Genomic DNA, 22662 nt, shown 5'->3' on the forward strand with positions numbered 1-22662 from the left:
CGGGCGGAGATGAAAGCGTCTGCGCTTCGCCTTCGCTTTACCGTGGCCGCATGCTGGTTTTAGTCACCACCGTGATCCTCTACGTGTTCGGTTTCGTCTTCCTCTACGGCGTGATCCGGCTGGGTGTCCGGCACGGGATGGAGGACATCGAAACGCACCGCGCCCAGATGGCCCGGGCGGAGGAGCTCGCCGCGTTCCAGGACCGCACCTTCGCCCGGGAGAACGCCTTCCTCACCGGCAGCTGACCTTGGCCGCGTCGGGGTGGGCCTGCCGAGCGGAACCGGGGCGCGGGTGCGAGGATCGCAGCCGTGATGGGGACGCTGAAGACCGAGCCGGCCCGCGCCCGGCTGGACCTGCTGGCACCGCCGGTCGCCGCGGCGATCGAGCGGTGGCCGGCCGACGCGCCGGTCGACGTGGACGATGTGCTGGTCGCGCCGATCGATGCCGAGTTGGCCGACACGGCCGCCTTCTGTGCGGCGTACGAGGTGGGCCTGGACGTGTCGGCGAACTGCGTGGTGGTGGCCGGCAAGCGCGAGGGTGAGATCCGGTACGCCGCCTGCATCGTGCTCGCCACCACCCGCGCCGACGTGAACGGCGTGGTCCGCCGGACGCTGGACGTCCGCAAGGCCAGCTTCGCGCCGATGGCTGACGCGGTGGAGCTGACCGGCATGGAGTACGGCGGCATCACCCCGATCGGTCTGCCGGAGCAGTGGCCGATCCTGGTCGATTCGCGGGTGATCGCCGTCCCGCACGTGATCATCGGATCCGGCGTACGGCACAGCAAGATCGCGCTGCCCGGGCCGGCGCTCGGCGCGCTGCCCGGGGCGACGGTGGTGGAGGGGTTGGCCAGGCCGGACTAGATCATCGCGGGCGTCGATGTGGTTGCACGTGAAACATCACACCCGTCGATTGATGCCCGGTGCCGGGCGGCGCCGGACACCCGCTCGTCAGGCTGCCGACTCCCGCTGTTCGACCTCGCGGAGGGCGGCGAGCAGCGTCTCCGGCTCCTGCGCGCCGGTGACGGCGTACTTGCCGGCCAGCACGAACGTCGGCACGCTGCTCACCCCGAGCTCATGGGCGGCGGTCAGGTCGGCCGCGACCTCGCGCCGGCCGACGTTCGAGTCCAGGTACTCCCGGGTCTCGGCCTCGTCCAGGCCGACCTCGGTGGCGAGCTTGACCAGCGCGTCCTTCGAGCCGACGTCGATGCCGTCGGTGAAGTGCGCCCGGTAGAGCGCGTCGATGGTCTCGGCGGCCCGGCCCCGCTCGGTGGCGAACCGGATCAGCCGGTGCGCCTCGAAGGTGTTCGAGTGCACCGCCCGGTCGAAGCGCATGTCCAGACCGACGCCGGCCGCGACCTGCGACACCTGGGCGAACATCGTCTCGGCCCGCTCCCGGCCGCCGAACTTCGCGCCCATTGCCTCGAGCAGCGGCTTCGGCTCGGTGACCGGCGTCGGGTCCAGCTGGAACGGCCGGTACACGACGGTCACCTCACCGTCGTACGACTCGAGGGCCTGCTCCAGCCGGCGCTTGCCGATCCAGCACCAGGGGCACACCACGTCGGCGTAGATTTCGATCTCCATGAACGGGGTGAACGCCCAGCTCAGCCGGCTTGTTCCCGAACCTGGCGCTTGAGCCGGCCCAGGATCGCGGTCCCGCCGCGTACCCGCAGCGGGCTGATCGCCTGGGCCAGCCCCATCCGCTGGTAGAGGTCGTCCGGCACAGCCAGCACCTGCCCGGCGTTCGCCCCGGCCAGCCCCTCGGCGAGGATGCCGGCGAAGGCGCGGGTGGTGGGCGCCTCCGGTGGGCAGTCGAACCAGGTGACCACCGTGTCGTCCGGCTGGACCTGGGCGCGCAGGAAGAACGACGTCTGGCACTCGGGCACCTGCTCCATGCCCTCCCGGTCGATCTCCGGCGGCAGGGGCGGAATGATGTCGGCGTACTCGAGGAGCATCTCCAGCACCAGATCGCGGGGCGCGGCGGCGAACTCGTCGACGATCTCGGCCAGCTTGGTCGGCATCTCGGGCATCCCGTCAGGCTACCGCCGTCGACGCGGCGCCCACCGGGGTCGGGCGGAGGGTGCCGCGTCGGCCGGGTCACATGTTCGGAGCGGCCTCGCTGATGTCGCTGAGCGCGGAGTTCGGGTCGAGCTGCATGGCCAGGTCGCCCAGCGAGACGATGCCGACCAGCTTGCGGTCGTTGTCGCAGACCAGCACCCGCCGGATGTCGCGTTCGCGCATCAGCGCGGCCGCCTCGCTCGCGGTGGAGTGCTGCTCGATCATCACCACCTCACGGGTGATGATCGAGCCGATGGTGGTGGTCCCCGGGTCGGCGCGCTCGGCCACCGCCCGCACCACGATGTCGCGGTCGGTCAGCATGCCGGCGAGGGTGGCCCCGTCGGTGACCACCACGTCGCCGATGTCCGCCTCCTTCATCACCCTGGCCGCCTCGTCCAACATGGTCTCCGCCGGCAGGTAGACCACCTGCTTCGTCATCACGTCGCTGACCCGGTACATGAGAGCCTCCGAAAACCTTGGTCGATCCCGCAGCGGTACCCCGTGGCGCGATCGCTACACCCCGTTGCGGCGCGCCCCGCCCACCTCGTCGGCGAGTCGCTCGACCAGACCGTCCAGCGGCAGCTCGATTCGTTCGCCGCCGGCCCGGTTGCGCAGCTCGACGTACCCGTCGGCGAGCCGGCGGCCGACCACGACGGCGCGCGGGATGCCGATCAGCTCGGCGTCGGTGAACTTCACCCCGGCCGAGACGTGCGTCCGGTCGTCGACCAGCACCCGCAGGCCCGCGGCGGCCAGGCGTCCGCCGAGGTCGAGCGCCGCGTCGAGCTGCGGCCCCTTCCCGGCTGCCACCACGTGTACGTCGCACGGCGCGACCGCCGCCGGCCACACCAGACCCCGCTCGTCGTGGTGCTGCTCGGCGATCGCCGCGACCGCCCGGGACACCCCGATGCCATAGCAGCCCATGGTCGGCCGGACCGGCTTGCCCTGCGGGCCGAGCACGTCGACGGCGAACGCGTCGGTGAACCGGCGGCCCAGCTGGAAGATGTGTCCGATCTCGATGCCCCGCCGGATGGTCAGCTCGCCGGCCTCGCACGCCGGGCAGGGGTCGCCCGCGCGCACCTCGGCCGCCTCGATCGTGCCCGCCGGGGTGAAGTCCCGACCGCAGACCACGTCGACCGCGTGCCGACCCGGCTCGTTGGCCCCGGTCAGCCAGGCGGTGCCGGTGACCACGCGGGGGTCGACCAGGTAGCGGACGCCGAGCTTCTCCAGGATCTGCGGGCCGATGTACCCGCGGACCAGCTCGGGGTGGGCCGCCCAGTCGTCGAAGACCGCCACCGCGGCCGGGTGCACCGCCGCCTCGACCCGCTTGAGGTCGACCTCCCGGTCCCCGGGCACCCCGATCACCAGCAGCTCGGGCTCCTCGGCGCCGGGCCGGCGTACGGTCAGCACCACGTTCTTCAGGGTGTCCGCGGCGGTCCAGTCGCGCCGACCGCCCAGGCCGCGCGTGTTCGCCAGGTCGACCAGCGAGGCGATGGTCGGCGTCTCCGGGGTGTCGTGCACCTCCAGCGGCGGGTGCGCCTCCGGGTCGCCGGCCGCCGGGGCGCGGGTCACCACCGCCTCCGTGTTGGCCGCATAGTCGCAGGCGGTGCAGCCGACGAAGGTGTCCTCACCGACCGGCGTGGCGGCCAGGAACTCCTCCGACGCCGAGCCGCCCATCGCCCCGGACGTCGCGTGCACCACCGTGTAGTCGAGCCCGAGCCGGTCGAAGACCTTTGCATAGGCGTCGCGGTGCCGGTCGTATGCCGCTTGCAGACCGGCCTCGTCCAGGTCGAAGGAGTAGGCGTCCTTCATCAGGAACTCGCGCCCGCGCAGCAGCCCGGCCCGGGGCCGGGCCTCGTCCCGGAACTTCGTCTGGATCTGGAAGAGCGTCACCGGGAAGTCCCGGTAGGACGAGAAGAGATCCTTGACCAGCAGCGCGGCCATCTCCTCGTGGGTCGGGGCGAGCAGGTGCTCCGCGCCCTTCCGGTCCGCGAGGGTGAAGATGTCGTCGCCGTACTCAGTCCACCGGCCGCTGGTCCGGTACGGCTCTGCGGGCAGCAGCGCCGGGAAGTGCACCTCCTGGTCACCGATCGCCGTCATCTCCTGCCGGACGATCTCGGTGATCCGGTCCAGCACCAGTTTGCCCAGCGGCAGCCAGGTGTAGCCGCCCGGTGCGGCGCGGCGGACGTAGCCGGCGCGGAGCAGGAGCCGGTGGCTCGGCACCTCCGCATCCGCCGGGTCCTCACGGAGGGTCCGGAGCAGCAGGGTCGACATGCGCAGCAGCATTGCCGCAGCCTATGACCGATGTATCGGGGCCGTCGATCCGATTCAGGATGTGGTGATCAGGCGGATCTCGCAACGGACGCCGCTCGCCTTGGCGAGCCTCCCGTCGCCGGTAACGAGCGGACAGGCGAGCATCTCCGCCGCAGCGACGTATGCCGCGTCGTACGCGGTGACGTTGCCACGGAGTTGCCACATCCGGTCGAGCAGCGTCGCGGTGCTGATCTCGTCGATGACCAACGAGGGCAGCGTCTGGATCGCCTCCTGAGCCCGAGCAAGGGCCAGCTTGTTGCCGAGAACCTTGCCCCTGATCACCGACATCACCTCGATCAGGAGATGACCGGGGGCGGCCCAGTGCGGATCCGCGGTCAGCTCCGCCCTCGCCGCGTCGCCCACCGGACCGTCATCGACCAGGGCATCGGCAAGGACGGAGGCGTCCACCACGATCACGCCGCGTGCCCCGAAGGTCCGCGCTGCTCCCGCTGGTCGGTCAACTCCGCCGCACTTTCTCCTGGCAGGGAGCGTGTGCCGTCCGACCGGCCACCGAAACGGTCCAGGACCGCCGTGTTGCGCAGCCGTCGGGCCTGCGTTTCCACCAGCTCCAGCAGGTACGCCTGGAGCGACTGGCCGCGCGCCCTGGCCTGGGCTGCCAGCGCGTCCCGTACTTCCTCAGGTACGTCGCGAATCTGGAGAGCAACCATGCATTCATTATGCATGCACGGCGGGAGGGTTGCCCAACGATCTGGCGTGGTCTGTTCTGGTACGACGATGCCCCCGGCGATCAACGCCGAGGGCATCGGTCCGTCGAATCAGTGGCGTTTGGTGTGATCGATGAAGGCTCGCCAGGTCTGCGGGTCGAAGGTGAGGACCGGGCCGGTCGGGTCCTTGCTGTCGCGCACGCCGACGACGCCGGGCAGGTTGTCGGCCACCTCGACGCACGCGCCACCGTTGGAGCCCGAGCGGGTCGACTTGCGCCATCGGGCACCGGTCATGTCCATGTCTGCGCCGCTTCCTTGATCAGTTCGAGTGACTGTCTGCGGGAAAGAGCTTCTCCACGGACGGCCTCCCACTGCCGTTGGAGGCTAGCAATGTCATCGGCTTGGTTCGCTACCTGAGCACGGACCTGGTGGTCGAGGTACGCGACTACCGCGCTATCGCCGAGAGTGGCCAGGATGAAGCCGCCCTGCAATGCAGGGTAAAGCCCGGCTTCCTCAGGCACCACGAGTATTTGAACGTGCGGCAGCTCGGCCGCCTTCACCAGATGGGCGAGCTGTTCACCCATCAACTCGGGGTGCCCCTTGAGCGGTCGACGCAGCACCATCACGTCAAGCACGGCAACGACCTGACACGGGTGCTCCTGGGTGAGGATGACTTGCCGTCCGAGCCTGGACGCGACCCGCTGCTCGATTTCCTCGGCATTGAGCAAGCTGTCCGACAGTGTCATCCGCGCGTATGCCTTGGTCTGGAGAATGCCGGGCACGTAGGCCGGCTCATACCAGCGCAGCAGGACCGCCTCGCGCTCGTTGTCGATCCACGCTCGCATCCATGGAGGAGCTCCTTCCACCAGCGAGGCGCGGCGGAGCATCCGGCCGAACATCCCGCCGGTGCCCAGCGCCTCGTCCATCGCGGCGAGAAAGTCGGCCTTGGGTGGACGCTGGCCGGTCTCGACGCCGGAGACGTGGGATGCGGAGTAGTTGATCCGTTTGGCCAGTTCTTCCTGGCTGAGCCCGGCTCGGATGCGGGCCTGACGCAGCTCGCTGGTGATGAACTCCCACCACGACTCGCCCATGCTTCGCCCTGTCTCTCCCATAGTTTCTCCAGGACTTCCCACGCTCTGCCCGGGACTGCCTCTGACCTGCTCAGCCGCCGCTCAGGGCATCGACATCACTTCCGAGCGTAGTTCCGTCCTCAGCAGACTGTCACGCAGTGGGTCGCCTTCCGTCCGGCCCGCTGCGGGGCCGCCCGTGAATCTCTCCCGTGCAGGGGCGGCCCCGGCCCCGTGCTGCTGAAGAAGGTCGAGATGCGCGATGTGCTCCGCTGGTTCCGGTGCCGGACGGCCGCGCCGCCACCGGCCCTGCCCCGCCGGGTTCGGGGCGCCAACCTGCCGGGCTGGATGCGCGAGCCGACCTGGGTCCTCCCGACGATGCGGCCGGGGTGCCCCGGCCGGTTGACCCGGGCGCAGGAGTGGCGGGCCAACGGAGGGCGCTGGTGATGCCCCCCGGTCAGCTTCCGATGCCCCGCCTCGGGCCGTACCCGGACCGGCCGCGGGCGTATCCGCCGGGCCAGCCGCCGCACCTGCCGCTCCGTCCGCTGTGGGTGTGTCGGGCCTGCGGGCTGCCGTGGCCGTGCGCCGAGGCTCGGCTGCTCCTCCGGGTCGAATTCGACAACAGCCCCGTCGAGCTGGCCATCTACCTGTCCGGGCTCTACCACGAGGCGGCCCACGACCTGTTCCGGCTGAACCCGCACGACGGCCCGACCCCGCGGGAGCTGTTCCAGCGGTTCGTCGCCTGGGGCCCGTACCGGACAGGGTTGGTGGACCCTCCGACCGGCGACCGATGATCGGCCGAAACTTCTCATCGAGGCACGGCAACCACCGCGGCTGAGGGTGACGTCTGGAAGGGCGTCAGGATGATGCACCACCTCACCCCCAAGGATCGGCTCGTGTGGACCCTCAGTTGAGTGAGTTCGACTCGTTCGTCCGTCACCGGACCCCCGCGCTCCTGCGCTCGGCCTACCTGCTCACCGGCGACCAGCATCTGGCCGAGGACCTCGTCCAGTCGGCGCTGGCCCGGACCCACCGGTCCTGGAGCCGGCTGCACGACAGCGGCAACGCCGAGGCGTACACCCGAAAGATCATGTACCACCTGCAGGTCTCCTGGTGGCGGCGGCGCCGGATCCCCGAGTCGATGCCGGGTGAGCTGCCCGAGCCGCGCGGAGGCGGCTCGGCCGCCGACCACGCACACCAGACCACGCTCCGGCTGACCCTGCGGGGCGCGCTGGCGAAGCTCTCCCCGAAGCAGCGGGCCGTGCTGGTGCTGCGGTTCTTCGAGGACCGGACCGAGGCCGAGGCCGCCGACCTGCTCGGCGTCACCGTCGGCACCGTCAAGAGCCAGACCTCGAAGGCCCTGGCGAAGTTGCGCACCGTCGCCCCCGAGCTTGCCGAGCTGTACGTCCTGGAAGGGAGTGCCCGATGAACGACGACCGCCTCCGGCTCGACCTGACTGAGCTGGCCGATGAGGTCACCCCGGTCGACCTGCGGGACCGGGCGCTGCGTACCTCTCGCCGGCTCGGCATCCAGCGCGCCGTCGTTACGTCGGCCGCCGCCCTGGTGATGATCGCCGCCGCGACCGGCACCGCCCTGGCGATCCGGCCCGACGGGCGGGCGCCCGTGCCACAGCCCGCCAGCCCGTCGACCACCGTCAGCACGCCCCCGGTCGAGGTCACCCCGACCCCGCATCCTTCGGCGAGCGCCGAGCCGACCAACTCGCCGACGAAGCCGGCGTCCGTCCTCGACGGCACCCGGTACTACCTGGAGATCACGTCCACCAAGTCCCGGATCCACGCCGTCCGGGGCAGCTCGGACCAGGTGGTCCACCAGATTCCGTCCGCCCCCACCGGGTGCGAGTCCAACACCCTCACCATCTCGCCGGATGGTAAGCGGGTGGCCTGGGTGCAGGGCGCCGACGGAGACTGGCAGTCGGGTGTCCTCCTCACCTCGGTGATCGGCGAGCCGGGGGCGACGAGGCTGCTGGACGACGTCAACTGCCTCGGCTCCAGGCCGCTTGTCTGGAAGGGCGGCGACCTGTTGATGGTGCACAAGAAGACCCGGGAGTCGGTGCTGTTCGACTTGGCGGCCAACAAGCGGGTCAACGGTGACCCAGGCCAGGAGAGCAGCCGGTGCTGGTCCGCCGACGGGACGTGGCTGGCCGCGTCCGACGAGTCCGAACAGTACAAGCCGTTCGTCACCGACGGGACGCAGTCGCGTCAGTACTCCTACACGCCGCCGAAGGACGAGGCCGCGCACTGGGGTGGCTGGGAGGCCCGGAGCGTGTCGATGGACGGCCGGTACGTGGCGGTCGGTTGGCAGCCCACCGACGTGTCCCGCGACGAAGGCAGTTTCGCGGTGGTCGACACCACCACGAGCAAGGTGGTGGACCTGCCGGGTAAGGGCGACATCTGGAGGATCATGTTCACCATCGACAACAAGGTGATCGTTACGCGCAGGACCGGCATCAGTGTCCTGGACAGCACCTTCGCGCCGCTCGGCACGGTCGCCGAGCCCACGCGGAACATGTCGCTGCTAGCGTACGTGCCCTGATCCATCGGTCAAGGCCGATCAACAGGCCCTCAGCACCTGGTGCTGAGGGCCTGTGTCCTGGGTGGCCCAGGCCTCGAACATTCCCCGAAACTTCCTTCTACGAGACGGCAACCCCCCTTGAGGAACTCGACGTCTGGGAGTGCGTCAGAACGATGCGCCACCGACCCTGAGGACCGGAACCGTGAACGCTTTCGCCGCCCCGACCCCCGCCGCCCGCACCGCTCGTCTGCATAAGCTCCGCCGTGTCGTGGCCCTCTCGGCGGCCGCGCTCGCGGTGGTGGGCCTGACCGCCTCGGCGGGGGCGACATCCGCAGCATCATGTTCACCGCCGACGGCAAGGTGATCGTCCGCCGGGCGACCGGCATCACCGTCCCGGACAGCAACTTCAAGCCGCTCGGCACGGTCGAGGAGCCGGCCGACGTGCGCGGCCTGACGCTGCTGGCGTACGCGGCCTGAGCGATCCACCACGGCCGCAGAGCGGCGGTGGGGCCACCGGAGGTGGTCCCACCGCCTGCCCGCGCTCAGCGCACCTCGTCCTTGAGGTAGGCGAGCCACGCCTTCTCGAACTCCTCGTACGACACCCCGAGGACGTCCTGCGTCACCTCTCCGATCTTCCTGCGTCCACTCCTGACCGTCCCCGATTGGGGTCGCGCGTCACTATTTCCGCCCTGGCGCCCGGTTTTCTGCCCCGTGACACCCGTCGGCGGCGTGGGCCACGCCACGTCCATACGCGGCCGGCGCGTCTGTCGACCACCTGCGGTGCCAGAATGGCCGGCACCGATGGGAAGCCGGGAACCGGAGGGCAGCAGGTGCGCTGGGGCAGTTTCGTGGCGGTGGGCGACAGCTTCACCGAGGGCATGGACGACGCGTATCCGGACGGCACCTACCGCGGTTGGGCGGATCTGGTGGCCACCCGGCTCGCCGCCGAGGCCGGCCCGGACTTCGGGTACGCCAACCTGGCGATCCGGGGTCGGCTCTTCCCGAGCGTCGTGGCCGAGCAGGTGCCGGCGGCCCTGGCCATGAAGCCCGACCTGATCAGCTTCGCCGCAGGCGGCAACGACGTGCTGCGGCGGACCTTCGACCCGCACGCGCTGCTCGCCCGCTTCGACGACGTGGTCGCGCAACTGCGCTCCGGCGGGGCCGACGTGATCCTCTTCCGGTTCGCCGACGTGATGGCCCGGCTGCCCGGCCAGCGCCTCGTCGCGCCCCGGATCGAGCTGCTCAACCGGTCGGTCGGCGAGACCGCCGAGCGGCACGGAGCGATCCTGGTCGACCTCTACGCCGACGACACCTTCCTCAACCCGATGCTCTGGAGCACCGACCGGCTGCACCTGTCGGCGGCCGGGCACCGGCGGGTAGCCGGGCAGGTGCTGACCGCGCTCGGCGTCGGCTGCGACGAGGACTGGCTGATGGTGCCGCCGCACCCGGCGCCCACCCCGTGGCTGGCCGGGCGCGCCGCCGACCTGCGCTGGGCCGGCCGGCACCTGGCCCCTTGGATCAAGCGCCGGCTGACCGGCCGCTCCTCCGGCGACACCGTCACCGCGAAGCGGCCGGTCCTCGGCCCGCTCACTGACTGATCGTGCTCACCCTGCACACCGCGCCGCTGCTGCGGCGCACCCTCGACGAGGAGCCGACCGCCGACGCGGCGGTCCTGGTTGACGGGGGCCGGATCGCCGCGATCGCGCCGCTGGACGAGCTGACGGCCGCCTACCCGCAGGTGCGGGTGCGGCGCTGGGCCGGCACCCTCGGGCCGGCCCTGGTGCACGACGGACCGCTGCCCGCCGCGCCGACGCCGCGTGAGCGGGTGCACGAGCTGTTCCGGCGCGGTGCCGCCGCCGTGCTCGCCGCGTACGTGACCGAGCCGGGGCTGCGCGCCGCGGCCGCCCGCAACGACGTCGCGGTACTGGACGCCCTCCGGCCGGCGGCGCTGGTCCCGGCCGGCCGGGCCGACCTGGCCGTCTTCGCCGACGACGGCACATGCCTCGCCACGGTGGTGGCCGGCCGCCTGGTCCACCGCCGCGCCTGACCGTCGGTCGGGGCGGCCCGGTCCGCTGCCGTAGTGATCCTCTGTGGTCGGCGGGTTCCGCGACTGTCACGTGCGACCCGCCACATCCGTCGCACCCGATTTCCGTTGCCGGGTCGTCGGCCCCCGATCGGGCGTACCTTGGAGATCATGCCGGTGCCGAGTGATCCGAATCCCCGCCTCCAGTCGTACGCCGACCCGCAGCGCCTGGTCACCACGGAGTGGCTGGCCGAGCACCTGGGCGACGAGGGTTTAGTCGTGGTGGAGTCCGACGAGGACGTGCTGCTCTACGACACCGGTCACATCCCGGGTGCGGTCAAGGTCGACTGGCACACCGAGCTGAACGACGAGGTCACGCGGGACTACCTGGACGCGAAGCGCTTCGCCGAGCTCTGCGCCGCCAAGGGCATCGGTCGGGACGACACGGTGGTCTTCTACGGCGACAACTTCAACTGGTGGGCCGCGTACGCCCTCTGGGTCTTCTCGCTCTTCGGCCACCCCGACGTGCGGCTGGTCGACGGCGGCCGGCAGAAGTGGATCGCCGAGGGGCGGGAGCTGACCCGGGAGAAGGTGACCCGTCCCCGCGCCGAGTACCCGGTGCCGCAGCGGAACGACGCGCCGCTGCGGGCGTTCCGCGAGCAGGTGATGGCGCACATCGCGGCCGGTCGTCCGCTGGTCGACGTGCGCTCGCCGGGCGAGTACACCGGCGAGATGCTGCACATGCCGGACTACCCGCAGGAGGGCGCGTTGCGCGGCGGGCACATCCCGGGCGCGGTGAGCAAGCCGTGGAAGTCCGCCGCGAACGACGACGGCACCTTCAAGTCCGCCGACGAGCTGCGCGCGATCTACGCCGACCAGCTCGGGCTGAGCCCGTCAGACGACGTGGTGGCGTACTGCCGGATCGGCGAGCGGTCCAGCCACACCTGGTTCGTGCTGCACCACCTGCTCGGCTACCCGCAGGTGCGCAACTACGACGGCTCGTGGACCGAGTGGGGCAACCTGGTCCGGGCTCCCGTCGTGAAGGGCGACCAGCCGGGCGGCCTCGCCGGCTGATCCGCCTCGATCCACCGACGGCCGTGGTCACCCCGGGTGACCACGGCCGTCGCCGTTCGCGGGATCCGGCTGCTCAGGGGGTACGCGGATCCGGGACCGGGCCGGTCAGGTAGCGCTGGAGGGTCGGGGCGACCCAGGCGACCAGCTCGGCCGGCTCCGCGTCCACCATCGGCGGCAGGCCGACGATGTAGCGGGTGAAGGCCAGGCCGAGGATCTGGCTGGCCACCAGGCCGGCCCGGCGGGCGGTGGTCGCCGGGTCGGTGCCGAACCGGGCCACGGCCGCGCCGAGTTGGTCGGCGAAGATGCCGCGCATCCGTTCGGCCGCGCCCGGGTTGGTGCTGGCCGCCCTGAGCAGGGCGGCGAGCGTCTCGTCGCCCTCCCAGCGGTCGAGGAAATGCCGGACCAGCACCTCGCCGAGCTGCCCGGTGGGCACGCCGGCCAGCTCGGGCAGGCGCAGATCGAACTCGGCCGCCGCGGCGAAGAGCCCCTCCTTGTTGCCGTAGTAGCGCATCACCATCGACGGGTCGATCCGGGCGTCGGCGGCGATGGCGCGGATGGTGGCCCGGTCGTAGCCGTCGGCGGCGAACCGTTCCCGGGCCGCCCGGAGGATCGCGGCGCGGGTGGCGTCGGAGCGGCGGGCGCGGGGCGCGGCGTCGGTCATGTCCACGACTGTATGCCAACAAGCGTTGACATCGAGAGCAACCCACGCCTAACGTTGCCAACAAGCGTTGGCAAACACTTGTTGGCAATGGAGGTGGGCCGTGCTGCCCGAACGCACCGACGTCCTCGTGGTGGGGGCCGGACCGACCGGCCTGACCGTGGCTGCGACCCTGGCCGGGCGCGGCGTCGACGTGACCGTGGTCGACCGGCTGGCGCAGCCTCCGGTCACCTCCCGCGCGGCCGTCGTGCACGCGTACACCCTGGAGGAGCTGGATCGGATCGGCGCTGCCGCGCCGCTGGTGGCCCGGGGGCTGCCCGCTCCGCGGTTCACCGTGCGGGACCGGGACCGGGTGCTGCTCAGCGTCCCCTTCGGCACGCTGCCGTCCCGCTACCCGTACGCGCTGATGGTCTCCCAGTCGGAGACCGAGGCGGTGCTCGCCGAGCGGCTCACCGCGCTCGGCGGCCGGGTGCTCCGGCCATACACGATGACCGGCCTGACCCGAGACGACGCCGGCGCGACGGTCAGCTTCGCCGACGGCGCCACGGTCCGGGCCCGCTGGGTGGTCGGTGCCGACGGGATGCGCAGCACGGTGCGCGAGCTGGCCGGGATCGGGTTCGACGGATCCCCCGACCCCGGCGAGTCGTTCCTGCTCGCCGACGTGCGGGTGGACAGTGTGCTGCCCCGCGACCAGGTCGCGTTGTTCCTGGCCCGGCAGGGGCCGCTGGTCTGGGCGCCGCTGCCGGGCGGCGTGGTTCGGCTGGTCGCCGCGGTGGCCGACGCGCCGCGCGAGCCGGACGCCGAGCAGTTCCAGGCCCTGCTCGACGAGCGGGGGCCGGCCCGCCGGCCGGACCGGGTGACCGAGGTGCTGTGGGCCTCGCGGTTCCGGGTCCACCACCGGATCGCCGACACCTTCCGGGCCGGGCCGGTGCTCCTCGCCGGGGACGCCGCGCACGTGCACAGCCCCGCCGGCGGGCAGGGGATGAACCTCGGCATCTGCGACGCGGTCGCCCTCGGCGACACCCTCGCCGACGTGCGCGACGGCGGACCGGATGCGCTCCTCGACGACTGGGCCGCCGCACGCCGGCCGTGCGCCGAGGACGTCATCGGATTCGCCGACCGGATCACCCGGCTCGCCACCGTGCCCCCGGCCGGCCGACCCCTGCGCGACGTGCTGCTCCGCACCGCCTCCGTGCTGCCGCCGGCCCGGCAGCAGCTCGCCCTGCGGCTCTCCGGCCTGAACCACCGCCCCGGCTAGGCCCCCCGGGGCGCTCAGCGCTGACGGCCCGCCGGTCTTCGGGGGCGGACCGGCGTGCTGGAGGGCGGGTGGCCGTCACCGGGCAATCTGCAGGTTGTCCCGTCGCCGGGCCCGCCTCCGGGGGAGTCTGCGGGTGGACTCTCGTCGGCCCGGTGAGGAGGAGGCGTGCGGGATCTGGACCGCCGGTTCGTCGCGCTGCTCGTGCTGGCCGCCCTGCCGCCGGCCGTCGAGGGCGTGGTGCTGGTCGCGCTGGACTTCCGCGCTGCCGAAGGGCTGGCCCCGCAGGTCACCGCCGTCTGGCCGTACGACACCTACCACGACCTGCGATGGCTGCTCGTTTACCACGACTCCTGGCCCGACTTTGTGATCAACGTGGCCGTCGTGGTCGTGCTTCGGGCGCTGCTCACCACCGGCCTGGTCGTTCTGGCCTGGCCCCGGCAGGTGGCCCGGCCGAGCGTGCGCTGGCTGGCCGGACGGAACATGACGCTGACCTCGGCGCTCACCGTGGTGGTGTCGCCCTGGGCCGCGATCTCGGTGGCCGCCTCGGTGGTTGCCCTCTCCTGGCTGCTGGTCGCGTCGCTGCTGCCGCTGTTCCTGCTCGCGCCCTTCCTGCAACGTGCCGCCGTGGTCGGGACGTGGTGGCGGGGGCTGCCCTCGATCGAGTTGGTCGGCTGGTCGCTGCTGAACTTCGTGGTGCTCACCATCGGTGGCGCGCTGGTCTGGACCGTGCCGGACTGGTGGACGGCGCCGGTGGCCGCGGTCGCCGGGCTGGTCAACGGCCTGCTCTGGCAACGTACGGTGGCGGCCGCTCTGCTGCCTCGGCGCCCGGTGCGGTGGGCGCGGGTGCCGGCGGCCCCGCTGGCCGTCCTGCTCGCCTTCGCCGTACCGCTGGTGGTGCAGCCGCTGCTCCAGCTCCTGCCCCAGATGCCGACGAAGGGGCGGGCCCTGGTGCTCGACCGGCCCCTGCCGGGCACCGTCAGGCACGCGGTGATCTTCCTCGACGGGCACGGGAGCGTGTACGGCGGCCAGCCGACCGCCGACCCGAACGTGCAGTGGTTCTCCTACCGGGGGCTGGATCCGCAGGGCCGGCCGCTGCCGTACGCCGCCCGGGACACCTACCGGTCGATCGCGTCCAGCATCGCGCTGCTCGCGACGCAGGTGGAGCTGCTGCACCGACGTACCGGCCGGCCGGTGGCGTTGATCGGGCAGAGCGAGGGGGCGATAGTGGCCCGGACCTACCTGGCGGACCGGCCGCACCCGGCGGTGGACATCCTGGCCATGTTCAGCCCGCTGATCAACGCCGGCCGGTCGTACTACCCGCCGGAGGGTGCGTCCAGCGGCTGGGGCATCGCCGCCGGCTGGGAGCTGCGCGCCCTCTTCGGGCTCGCCGACATCTTCGCCCGCAGCGGCAGCGGCCCCGACGAGCCGTTCATCCGGTCGTTGCTGGACAACGCGCCGTTCTACCGCAACGACCTGATGTGCCCGGTGCCCGGCGTACGGATCCTCGCGTTCCTGCCCACCACCACGGCGACCGAGGCGCCGCCCGGCGAGTACACCGGCATCCCGGTCTTCCAGATGCCGGCCGTGCACGGTGGCCTGCTCACCGAGCCCGTGGTCCAGGCTCGCCTGGTCAACTTCCTCGAGGGTGAGCCGGTCAGCCGCCCGCAGCGCGGCTACGCGCTGCTCCAGCAGGTCTCCGCCGCCTGGCAGGCCCCTCCGCTGCCCCTCTCGGTCAACCCGGTCTGGCGGAACGACCGGGTGCCCGACCCGGCCCTCAACGGGAAGGTCTGCCAGCCGAGATGACCCGCTCGCCCGACTCGCTGCGGCACTGCCAGAGCAGCCGGAGGGCCGCCACCGCCAGCCCGATCACCATCAGCGCCCAGATCGGCTCGTAGGCGAACACGAGCAGGTGGAAGACGAGGCCGACCACGGCCGCCGCGCCAGCCAGCCGTACCGGCCAGCGTCGTCCCGAGAACGCCAGCATCCCGCCCGCCACCATCACGACCCCGGTCACCAGGTGCGCCCACATCCAGCCGGTGAGGTCGAGGTGGTAGAGCCCGCTGCGGGTGAACAGCACGTACGGGTCATGGTCCAGGCCGCCGAGGCCCGAGAGCCCGTCGAACAGACCCGCCCCGGCGAGCAGGAGACCGGCGAGGACCGGCCGCCGGCCGGGCGTACCAGCCTCGTGCTCCGCCACGCCGCCCTCCGTCCGTCCGCCGTCCGCTCCAGCCTAGGGACGTGCCACCGGGTCCGTCCGGCGCTCGGCGATGGAACGCGCCCCGCGCAGGATCCGCCACGCCCCGGCGGTGACCAGGGCGAAGACTCCGGCCGCCGCCCAGCCCACCGGCGCCACCCCGTACGCCTGCCCGGCCAACCCGGCGGCCGCCGCCCCGACCGGCGCGCTGGCCAGCGCGACCATCCGCCGTGCGGCGCCGACCCGGCCGAGCAGTTCGGCCGGCACGTGTTGCTGCCCGTACGCGGACCAGAGACTGTTCCAGACGGAGGTGCCGGCGGCGAAGCAGGCCAGCGCGAGGCCGCCGGTCACCGGGTGCCGGGCCAGCGCGAACCCGGCCAACGCCACGGTCTGCCCGACCAGCACCCCGCGCAGTGCCGGCAGCGTGCCGAACCGGACGGCGAGCCGTCCGGCCCCGAGCGCCCCGACCAACCCACCGACGACCACCCCCGCCATGAAGAGCCCGTACGCCGCGGCCGGCACCCGCAGCACCTCCAGCGCGTAGAGCACCAGCACCGCCATCACCCCGCTGATCGCCAGATTCGAGCCGGCGCTCAACACGGTGACCCGCCACAGCACCCGGTCCCCCCGCAGCCACCGCACCCCCTCCCACGCTTCCCGCCACACCCCTCGCTTCGTGCCGATCCGGCGGCTGTGGCGCTCGGACCGCCCCTGGTCGCCCGGTCTGTCCGGGCCGCAACTGGGGGATCTCGGCAGCGGGGCGGGGTGGAGCGAGAGCGCGAGGAGGGCGGCCGCCGCGAAGGTGAGGGCGTCGAGGGTGAAGGGGAGCGCCGCCGACACGGCGAAGAGGAGGCCGGCGAGGGGGGCGCCGAGGAAGCCGCCGGCCACCGTGGTGCCGGCTTGGAGACGGCCGTTGGCGGTCGGGAGCGCCGCCGGAGCGACGATGGACGGCAGCACGGCGAAGGAGGCCGCGTCGAAGACCGTGGCCAGGGTGGCGAGCAGGAACGTGGCCACCGCCAGCGCGGCCATGCCGGCCCTGCCGCTGGCGACCAGCACGGCCAGGGCGGCCACCAAGCCGGCCCGCAGCCCGTCCACCGCCGCCATCGTGCGGCGGCGGTCCCACCGGTCCGCGTACGCGCCGCCGAGCAGGCCGAACAGCAGCGGCGGGAGCTGCCCGGCGACGGTCACCGCGGCGATCGCGCGGGGATCGCGGGTCAGCGTCGCCGCCAGCAGGGCCAGCGCCGGCGTACGCAGGGAATCGCCGAACCGGGAGGCGACGGCGGCGGACCAGAGCAGCCGGTAGTCGCGGCCGAGCAGGGGAGCGGTCATGCCGACGGACCCTGCGGCCTGCACCCGGTCGAGGGTCAAGCGGGCCGGAAACGGGACGGACAGTGTCGGTTATCACCGGTACGGTGAGCGCCGAATCGGACCGGGGAGCGCGTGTGGACCGCACCTTCCAGGTCGACCTCCGTGGCGTGGTCGACCTGCTCAGTCATCACCTCTACGGCAGCCCCCGGGTGTACGTCCGGGAGCTGCTCCAGAACGCCGTCGACGCGATCACCGCCCGCCGGGCGACCGAGCCGGACGCCCCGGCCCGGGTGCGGATCGAGCCGCCGGAGCTGACCGGGGACGGCACCCTGCGGGTGCACGACACCGGCATCGGCCTCACCGAGGCCCAGGTGCATGAGCTGCTGGCCACCATCGGCCGCAGCTCCAAGCGCGACGAGCTGGGCTTCTCCCGGCACGAGTTCCTCGGCCAGTTCGGCATCGGGCTGCTCTCCTGCTTCCTGATCGCCGACGAGATCCGGGTCGTCACCCGGCACGCCGACCAGCCCACCGTGCTCTGGACCGGCTGGTCCGACGGCCGGTACGCGGTCGAGGCCGCCCCGGCCGACCAGGCCCGGGCCGAGCCGGGCACGACGGTGACGCTGGTGCCCCGGCGGGACGCCGACCAGTGGCTCGGCCTGCCCACGGTGACCGAGCTGGCCCGCCTCTACGGCAGCCTGCTCCCGGTCGACGTCCGGGTCGGCGACACCCCCACCACCGCCGGGCCGCCGCCCTGGCCGACCACCCCGGGCGCCCCGGTCGACCGGGCCGCCCTGCACCGGTACGCCCAGGAGGTCCTCGGCTTCGTCCCGTTCGACGTGGTGCCGCTGGCGGTGCCGGAGGCCGGGCTGACCGGCGTCGCGTTCATCCTGCCCACCCCGGTGAACCCGGCGGCCCGGGCCGGGCACCGGGTGTACCTCAAGCGGATGCTGCTCGCCGAGCACGCCGACGGGCTGCTGCCGGACTGGGCCTTCTTCGCGCACTGCGTGGTGGACGCCAGCGAGCTGCGCCCCACCGCCAGCCGCGAGGCGCTCTACGAGGACGCCCTGCTCACCGCCACCCGCGAGGCCCTCGGCGACCAGGTACGCGGCTGGCTGGTCCGGCTCGCCAAGCACAACCCCCGGCGGCTCGGCGAGTTCCTCCAGGTGCACCACCTCGGGGTGAAGGCGCTCGCCCTGCACGACGACGAGATGCTCCGGCTGGTCGACCAGTGGTGGCCGATGGACACCAACGTCGGCACCCTGACCCTCGCCGAGTTCCGCCAGCGGCACGGCCTGATCCGGTACGCCGCCAGCCTCGACGAGTTCCGCCAGCTCGCCGCGGTGGCCGCAGCGCAGGACCTGGCGCTGGTCAACGGCGGGTACACGTACGACACCGAGCTGATCGAGCGACTGCCCACCGTGGACCGGTCGGTGCTCATCGAGCGGCTGGAGCCGAGCGACCTGACCACCCGCTTCGACAGCCTGGACCCGCGGGACGAGCTGGCCCTGCGGCCGTTCCTCGCCGGCGCGCGGCGGGCCCTGGAACGGCTCGGCTGCGAGGTGGTGGTCCGGGCGTACGACCCGGTGTCGCTGCCCGCGCTCTACCTGGTCAGCCGCGCGGCGGCGTTCCACGACCAGCTCGCCGCCAGCCGGGACCGGGCCGACGAGCTGTGGGGCGGGGTCCTCGACGCGCTCGCCGCCTCCGCCCCGCCGGACCGCCCGCAGCTGGTGTTGAACCACCGCAACCCGCTGGTCCGCCGGGTCACCACGCTGGCCGACCCGGAGCTGGCGGGGCTCGCCGTCGAGGCGCTCTACGGGCAGGCGCTGCTGCTCGGGCACCATCCGATCCGCGCGGCCGACGCGGCGCTGCTGAACAGTTCCTTCCTCGGCCTGCTCGGCCGGGCCGTACCGGGACGGGAGTGAGCCGACGATGAGCGACGACGACCTCTGGCGGATGCTGCACGAGATCGACAACATGCCGTACGGCGCCGGGCAGATCGCCGCCCTGGAACAGCTGCTCCGGCGGGCCGACGCCGGCGACGACCGGCACCTGGCCTTCTCCGCCCGGATCAGCGGCACCACCGCGTACGTCTACGGCGGCGAGCCGGCGAAGTCCGTGGTGACCTTCTCCTGGTGCCTCGCCGAGTACGACCGCGACCCGCAGCCCTACCACCGGCGCTACACCCACCAGCTGCTCTGGTTCTTCAAGTACATGGTGAACGCCATGCTGAAGTTCCCGGAGCTCCCGCTGGACCGCACCTACGCGGTGCTCGACGACATGGAGCGGCGGTACCGGGAGGCCGGGCACGGCCTGCAGGCCGTCCACAAGCACCGCTTCCTGGTCGCCGCCCATCTGGGCACGGAGGAGGAGGCGGCCGAGTGGTACCGGCGCTGGATGACCACGCCCCGGGACGCGCTCTCCGACTGCGCCGGCTGCGATCCGACCAGCCAGGTCGAGCACCTGGCCACGATCGGTCGGTACGACGAGGCGGTGGCGTTGGCCGAGCCGGTGCTCGCCGGCCGGCTGACCTGCACCGAGCAGCCGCAGGCGATCCTCACCGCGCTGCTCCGGCCGTACCTGGAGACCGGCCGGGGGGACGCCGCGCGGAACGCGCACCGGGAGGCGTACCGGCGGCTGCGGGGGCGACTCTCCGACCTGTGGGAGATCGCCGACCACGTCGAGTTCTGCACCCTGACCGGCAACGTGGCCCGCGCGCTGGAACTGGTCGAGCGGCACCTCGACTGGCTGGACCGGGCGCCCACGCCCGCCGCCGCCATGCACTTCGCGGCCACCGCCTCGGCCGCGCTGCGGCAGGTGCCCGGCGAACTGACCGCACACCGGCGGGCGTTCGGCGACCGGCCGGCGGGCGACGTGCCGGTGGGCGACCTGGCCGATGAGCTGGCCGGCACGGCGACCGCGCTGGCCGCCCGCTTCGACGCGCGTAACGGCACGGCGCACCAGTCCGGGCTGATCGCCCGGCGGCTCGCCGCCCGGCAGGTCGGCGAGCACCTGCCGCTCTCCGCGAGCCTGCGCCGTCCGGTCCGCGCCACGCCGCCGACGGTCACCCCGGGCGGCGAGCCGGCTCCGACCGCCACCCCGGTTCCGACCGCCCCGGCCGACGTCGTCGTACCGCCCGACGCGACTGCCGTCGAGCTGCTCGAACTCGCCGACGAGTGCTGGCGTACCCACCGGCGGGACGGGCTGGTCGCCGCGCTGCGGGCGTACGACGAGCGGTTCGGCGGGGCCGAGCTGCCGGCTGCCACGCGGGCCCGGCGGCTGGAGTTGCGTGCCGGCGAGCTGGACGAGCGGGCCGGCGCCGACCCGGCGACGGCGGTCGAGGTGAACCGGGTCGCGCTGGCCGCCTGGCGGGAGGTGCCCGACCCGATCCGCGCGCAGGTGGTGGCCGGCCGGCTGGGCGCCCTGCTCTGCCTGACCGACGAGGACGCCGAGGAGGGGCTGGCCCTGGCCCGGGAGTCCGCCGACCACCTCACCCGCCTGGGCGACCAGCGCGAACGGGCCGCCGGGTGGGACCGGCTGGCCCTGGCTTACGTGCACCGGGAGCGCTGGACGGAGGCGCTCGACGCGAGCGGGCGGGCCGCCGCGGAGGCGGACGTCGACCCGTGGCTGGCGGTCCGGGTGGCGCTGCACCGCGCGCACATCCTGGAGCAGTTGGAGTGGGCCGAGGAGTTCCGGGAGGCGGCCGGCCGGGCCCGCCGGCTCAGCCGGGAGGTGGGCGACGCGGAGCTGCTCGCCGCCGCCTGCCTGGCGTACGCCCGGTCGGTGGACGACCCGGCCGAGGCGGTCGCCGCCTGCGACGAGGCGCTGGCCGTGGCCCCGCCCGGTGCCCGGCTGCCGCTCCGGGTCACCCGGGGCCGGGCGTTGCTCGGCGCCGACCGGGCCGGTGAGGCGGTGGACGACCTCGCCGAGGCGGTCACCCTCTGCGTGGAGCAGGGCGCGCCGGGGGACGCGCTGCTCCGCTGGGAGCTGGCGGACGCCTACCGGTTGGCCGGTCGGCTCGGCGAGGCCGCGGAGGTGGCCGAGGAGGCGATCATCGGGCTGGACCGGTTGGGCGCCCAGGCGGAGGCCGACCGGTGCCGACACCTGCTGGCCGGTGTCTACGAGGGCCTCGGCGAGATCGAGCCCGCCCTCGCTCTGCTCGATCAGCTCGCGGAGAACCTCGACGGCCGGGACAACCTGCCGCACCGGGGTCAGGTGCTGGAGGAGGCGGGCGGCGTCCTCTACGACGCGGACCGGGACGCGCTGGCGGCGCAGCGGTTCGCCGCCGCGGCGTCCGCGTACCGGCTGGCCGGGCATCCGGTGGACGAGCTGCGGGCCCGGCGGCGGGAGCTGCTGGCCCTCCAGTGGTCCGGGGACCTGCCCGCGGCGGTGGCCGCGATCGAGGTGCTGGACTCGGCCGCCGGGAAGCTCGCCGATCTGCCGGAGGAGCCGCCGGTGGTGACGTACGAGCGGGCGATGGCCGCCGACGCGGGAGCCCGGGTGCTGGCCGCCGAGGACCGGCTGACCGCCGCGCTGGACCGGGTGGCGGGCGTGCCCGGCCGGTTGCGCGGGATCGAGGCGTTCGGCGAGGCGGCGCAGGTCGAGCTCTTCACCGGGGAGCTGCTGCTGCGCGACGACCGGCCGGCCGAGGCGGAGCGGCTGCTGCGCGGGGTGCTCGGCGGGCTGCCCACCGGGTCCCGGCCGGCGGCCCAGGGCGCCTGGCTGCTGGCCCGCGCGCTGGACGAGCTGGGCCGCGGCGCGGAGGCGGCGAAGCTGCGCGCGGAGCACGGCATCGAGGAGGGCTGACCGGGCAGCGTGAGGAAACCGACGGGTAACCGAGCCTCCACCGCGCCCCGCCCGCGGTCTAGGCTTGCCCGGTGGCGGTGGAACAGCAGGCACGGGGTGCGGCGAACGCGGCGACGGGCGCGGGCCGACGCCGGTCCCGGCGGGACGAGATCCTGGAGATCGCGGTGGGCCTCTTCGCCGCCCGCGGCTACCACGGCGTGTCGATGGACGACATCGGCGCCGCCGCCGGGGTGACCGGGCCGGCCCTCTACCACCACTTCGCCGGCAAGGAGGCGATGCTGGCCGCCGCGCTGATCCCGGTCAGTGAGGGGCTGCTCGCAGGGGGCCGGGACCGGTCCGCCGGCCACCCGGACGACCCGCGCGGTGCGCTGGAGTCGCTGATCGACTTCCACGTCGACTTCGCGCTGGCCAACCCGGCGGTGATCGCGCTGCACCTGCACGAGCTGGACCGCCTTCCGGACGAGCCGCGCCGGCGGATCCGCAAGCTCCAGCGCCTGTACGTCGAGGAATGGGTGGCCGTGCTGACCGCGCTGCACCCGGGCCTGCCGGACGGTGAGGCGCGGGTGCTGGCCCACGCCGCCTTCGGCCTGATGAACTCGACCCCGTTCCTCGGGGGCGAGGTCGACCGCCGCCGCCGCGCCGAACTCCTCCGCGCCGCCTCCCTAGCCGCCCTCCTCGCTCCCACCACCCCCGCCTGACCCACCTCATCCGGTCAC

General features: G+C 73.2%; 26 protein-coding genes. 15 read left to right on the plus strand and 11 right to left on the minus strand.

What is annotated here, in order from left to right:
- The first annotated feature begins 50 nt into the window (after positions 1-50).
- Together SLP03_RS11790 and SLP03_RS11795 are read left to right on the plus strand one after the other, a co-directional pair.
- Positions 51-245, plus strand: coding sequence for a hypothetical protein (locus SLP03_RS11790; protein WP_319460596.1), 195 nt, complete (start codon positions 51-53; stop codon positions 243-245).
- Between the two features lie 66 nt (positions 246-311).
- Complete coding sequence (locus SLP03_RS11795; protein ID WP_319460662.1) at positions 312-860, plus strand: YbaK/EbsC family protein; 549 nt, start codon at positions 312-314, stop codon at positions 858-860.
- Positions 861-947: 87 nt separating this feature from the next.
- Here the strand turns inward: SLP03_RS11795 and SLP03_RS11800 are convergent, their stop codons facing one another.
- The 8 genes from SLP03_RS11800 to SLP03_RS11835 form a co-directional block, all read right to left on the minus strand.
- Positions 948-1580, minus strand: coding sequence for a DsbA family oxidoreductase (locus tag SLP03_RS11800; RefSeq protein ID WP_319460597.1), 633 nt, complete (start codon positions 1578-1580; stop codon positions 948-950).
- 20 nt (positions 1581-1600) lie between these two features.
- Entirely contained in the window at positions 1601-2026 is a 426-nt protein-coding gene (locus tag SLP03_RS11805; protein WP_319460598.1) for a SufE family protein, read from the minus strand.
- A 67-nt stretch (positions 2027-2093) separates the two neighbouring features.
- The gene (locus tag SLP03_RS11810; protein WP_319460599.1) at positions 2094-2513 is read right to left on the minus strand and encodes a CBS domain-containing protein; all 420 of its coding nucleotides are present in this window, start codon (positions 2511-2513) and stop codon (positions 2094-2096) included.
- Between the two features lie 54 nt (positions 2514-2567).
- Entirely contained in the window at positions 2568-4337 is a 1770-nt protein-coding gene (locus SLP03_RS11815) for a proline--tRNA ligase (protein WP_319460600.1), read from the minus strand.
- A gap of 42 nt (positions 4338-4379) precedes the next feature.
- On the minus strand, positions 4380-4781 hold the full coding sequence (locus tag SLP03_RS11820) for a type II toxin-antitoxin system VapC family toxin (RefSeq protein WP_319460601.1): 402 nt from the start codon (positions 4779-4781) through the stop codon (positions 4380-4382).
- Positions 4778-5032, minus strand: coding sequence for a FitA-like ribbon-helix-helix domain-containing protein (locus SLP03_RS11825; RefSeq protein WP_319460602.1), 255 nt, complete (start codon positions 5030-5032; stop codon positions 4778-4780). Before SLP03_RS11825 ends, SLP03_RS11820 begins: the two co-directional genes overlap by 4 nt.
- Positions 5033-5140: 108 nt before the next feature.
- Positions 5141-5329, minus strand: a complete 189-nt coding sequence (locus tag SLP03_RS11830) for a DUF397 domain-containing protein (protein ID WP_319460603.1) — start codon at positions 5327-5329, stop codon at positions 5141-5143.
- Complete coding sequence (locus SLP03_RS11835; protein ID WP_319460604.1) at positions 5320-6120, minus strand: helix-turn-helix transcriptional regulator; 801 nt, start codon at positions 6118-6120, stop codon at positions 5320-5322. The genes SLP03_RS11830 and SLP03_RS11835 overlap by 10 nt, the downstream gene beginning before the upstream one ends.
- Before the next feature lie 231 nt (positions 6121-6351).
- On the opposite strand from SLP03_RS11835, the gene SLP03_RS11840 reads away from it, so the two are divergent.
- From SLP03_RS11840 to SLP03_RS11875, 8 genes are all read left to right on the plus strand, one after another.
- Complete coding sequence (locus SLP03_RS11840; protein ID WP_319460605.1) at positions 6352-6543, plus strand: hypothetical protein; 192 nt, start codon at positions 6352-6354, stop codon at positions 6541-6543.
- Positions 6543-6890: a hypothetical protein gene (locus SLP03_RS11845; RefSeq protein WP_319460663.1), complete on the plus strand. Its 348-nt coding sequence runs from the start codon at positions 6543-6545 to the stop codon at positions 6888-6890. The genes SLP03_RS11840 and SLP03_RS11845 overlap by 1 nt, the downstream gene beginning before the upstream one ends.
- A 104-nt stretch (positions 6891-6994) precedes the next feature.
- Positions 6995-7525, plus strand: a complete 531-nt coding sequence (locus SLP03_RS11850; protein ID WP_319460606.1) for a SigE family RNA polymerase sigma factor — start codon at positions 6995-6997, stop codon at positions 7523-7525.
- Positions 7522-8649, plus strand: a complete 1128-nt coding sequence (locus tag SLP03_RS11855) for a hypothetical protein (RefSeq protein ID WP_319460607.1) — start codon at positions 7522-7524, stop codon at positions 8647-8649. The genes SLP03_RS11850 and SLP03_RS11855 overlap by 4 nt, the downstream gene beginning before the upstream one ends.
- 318 nt (positions 8650-8967) lie before the next feature.
- Entirely contained in the window at positions 8968-9105 is a 138-nt protein-coding gene (locus tag SLP03_RS11860; protein WP_319460608.1) for a hypothetical protein, read from the plus strand.
- A 353-nt stretch (positions 9106-9458) separates the two neighbouring features.
- Positions 9459-10226 carry an SGNH/GDSL hydrolase family protein gene (locus SLP03_RS11865; RefSeq protein WP_319460664.1) on the plus strand — a complete coding sequence of 256 codons (768 nt, stop codon included), beginning with the start codon at positions 9459-9461 and terminating at the stop codon, positions 10224-10226.
- A 2-nt stretch (positions 10227-10228) separates the two neighbouring features.
- Positions 10229-10675: an imidazolonepropionase-like domain-containing protein gene (locus SLP03_RS11870; RefSeq protein WP_319460609.1), complete on the plus strand. Its 447-nt coding sequence runs from the start codon at positions 10229-10231 to the stop codon at positions 10673-10675.
- A gap of 147 nt (positions 10676-10822) precedes the next feature.
- Entirely contained in the window at positions 10823-11725 is a 903-nt protein-coding gene (locus SLP03_RS11875) for a sulfurtransferase (RefSeq protein WP_319460610.1), read from the plus strand.
- Between the two features lie 73 nt (positions 11726-11798).
- Here SLP03_RS11875 and SLP03_RS11880 read toward each other — a convergent pair whose 3' ends face one another.
- Positions 11799-12386: a TetR family transcriptional regulator gene (locus tag SLP03_RS11880; RefSeq protein ID WP_319460611.1), complete on the minus strand. Its 588-nt coding sequence runs from the start codon at positions 12384-12386 to the stop codon at positions 11799-11801.
- 100 nt (positions 12387-12486) lie between these two features.
- Here SLP03_RS11880 and SLP03_RS11885 point away from each other — a divergent pair, with 100 nt between their 5' ends.
- Both SLP03_RS11885 and SLP03_RS11890 read left to right on the plus strand, forming a co-directional pair.
- Entirely contained in the window at positions 12487-13641 is a 1155-nt protein-coding gene (locus SLP03_RS11885) for an FAD-dependent oxidoreductase (RefSeq protein ID WP_319460612.1), read from the plus strand.
- A 165-nt stretch (positions 13642-13806) separates the two neighbouring features.
- Positions 13807-15444: a hypothetical protein gene (locus SLP03_RS11890; protein WP_319460613.1), complete on the plus strand. Its 1638-nt coding sequence runs from the start codon at positions 13807-13809 to the stop codon at positions 15442-15444.
- Here SLP03_RS11890 and SLP03_RS11895 read toward each other — a convergent pair.
- A complete protein-coding gene (locus SLP03_RS11895) occupies positions 15416-15838 on the minus strand; it encodes a hypothetical protein (protein WP_319460614.1) in 423 nt (140 codons plus the stop codon). The genes SLP03_RS11890 and SLP03_RS11895 overlap by 29 nt on opposite strands.
- A gap of 33 nt (positions 15839-15871) precedes the next feature.
- Positions 15872-17164 carry an MFS transporter gene (locus tag SLP03_RS11900; RefSeq protein WP_319460615.1) on the minus strand — a complete coding sequence of 431 codons (1293 nt, stop codon included), beginning with the start codon at positions 17162-17164 and terminating at the stop codon, positions 15872-15874.
- Positions 17165-17277: 113 nt separating this feature from the next.
- On the opposite strand from SLP03_RS11900, the gene SLP03_RS11905 reads away from it, so the two are divergent.
- The 3 genes from SLP03_RS11905 to SLP03_RS11915 all read left to right on the plus strand — a co-directional run bounded on the left by SLP03_RS11905 (position 17278) and on the right by SLP03_RS11915 (position 22644).
- On the plus strand, positions 17278-19065 hold the full coding sequence (locus tag SLP03_RS11905; protein WP_319460616.1) for an HSP90 family protein: 1788 nt from the start codon (positions 17278-17280) through the stop codon (positions 19063-19065).
- Positions 19066-19072: 7 nt separating this feature from the next.
- Positions 19073-21946, plus strand: a complete 2874-nt coding sequence (locus SLP03_RS11910) for a hypothetical protein (RefSeq protein ID WP_319460617.1) — start codon at positions 19073-19075, stop codon at positions 21944-21946.
- A 71-nt stretch (positions 21947-22017) separates the two neighbouring features.
- Positions 22018-22644, plus strand: coding sequence for a TetR/AcrR family transcriptional regulator (locus tag SLP03_RS11915; RefSeq protein WP_319460618.1), 627 nt, complete (start codon positions 22018-22020; stop codon positions 22642-22644).
- Positions 22645-22662: the final 18 nt, after the last annotated feature.

Source organism: Micromonospora sp. RTP1Z1, assembly GCF_033804685.1.
GTDB lineage: Bacteria > Actinomycetota > Actinomycetes > Mycobacteriales > Micromonosporaceae > Micromonospora.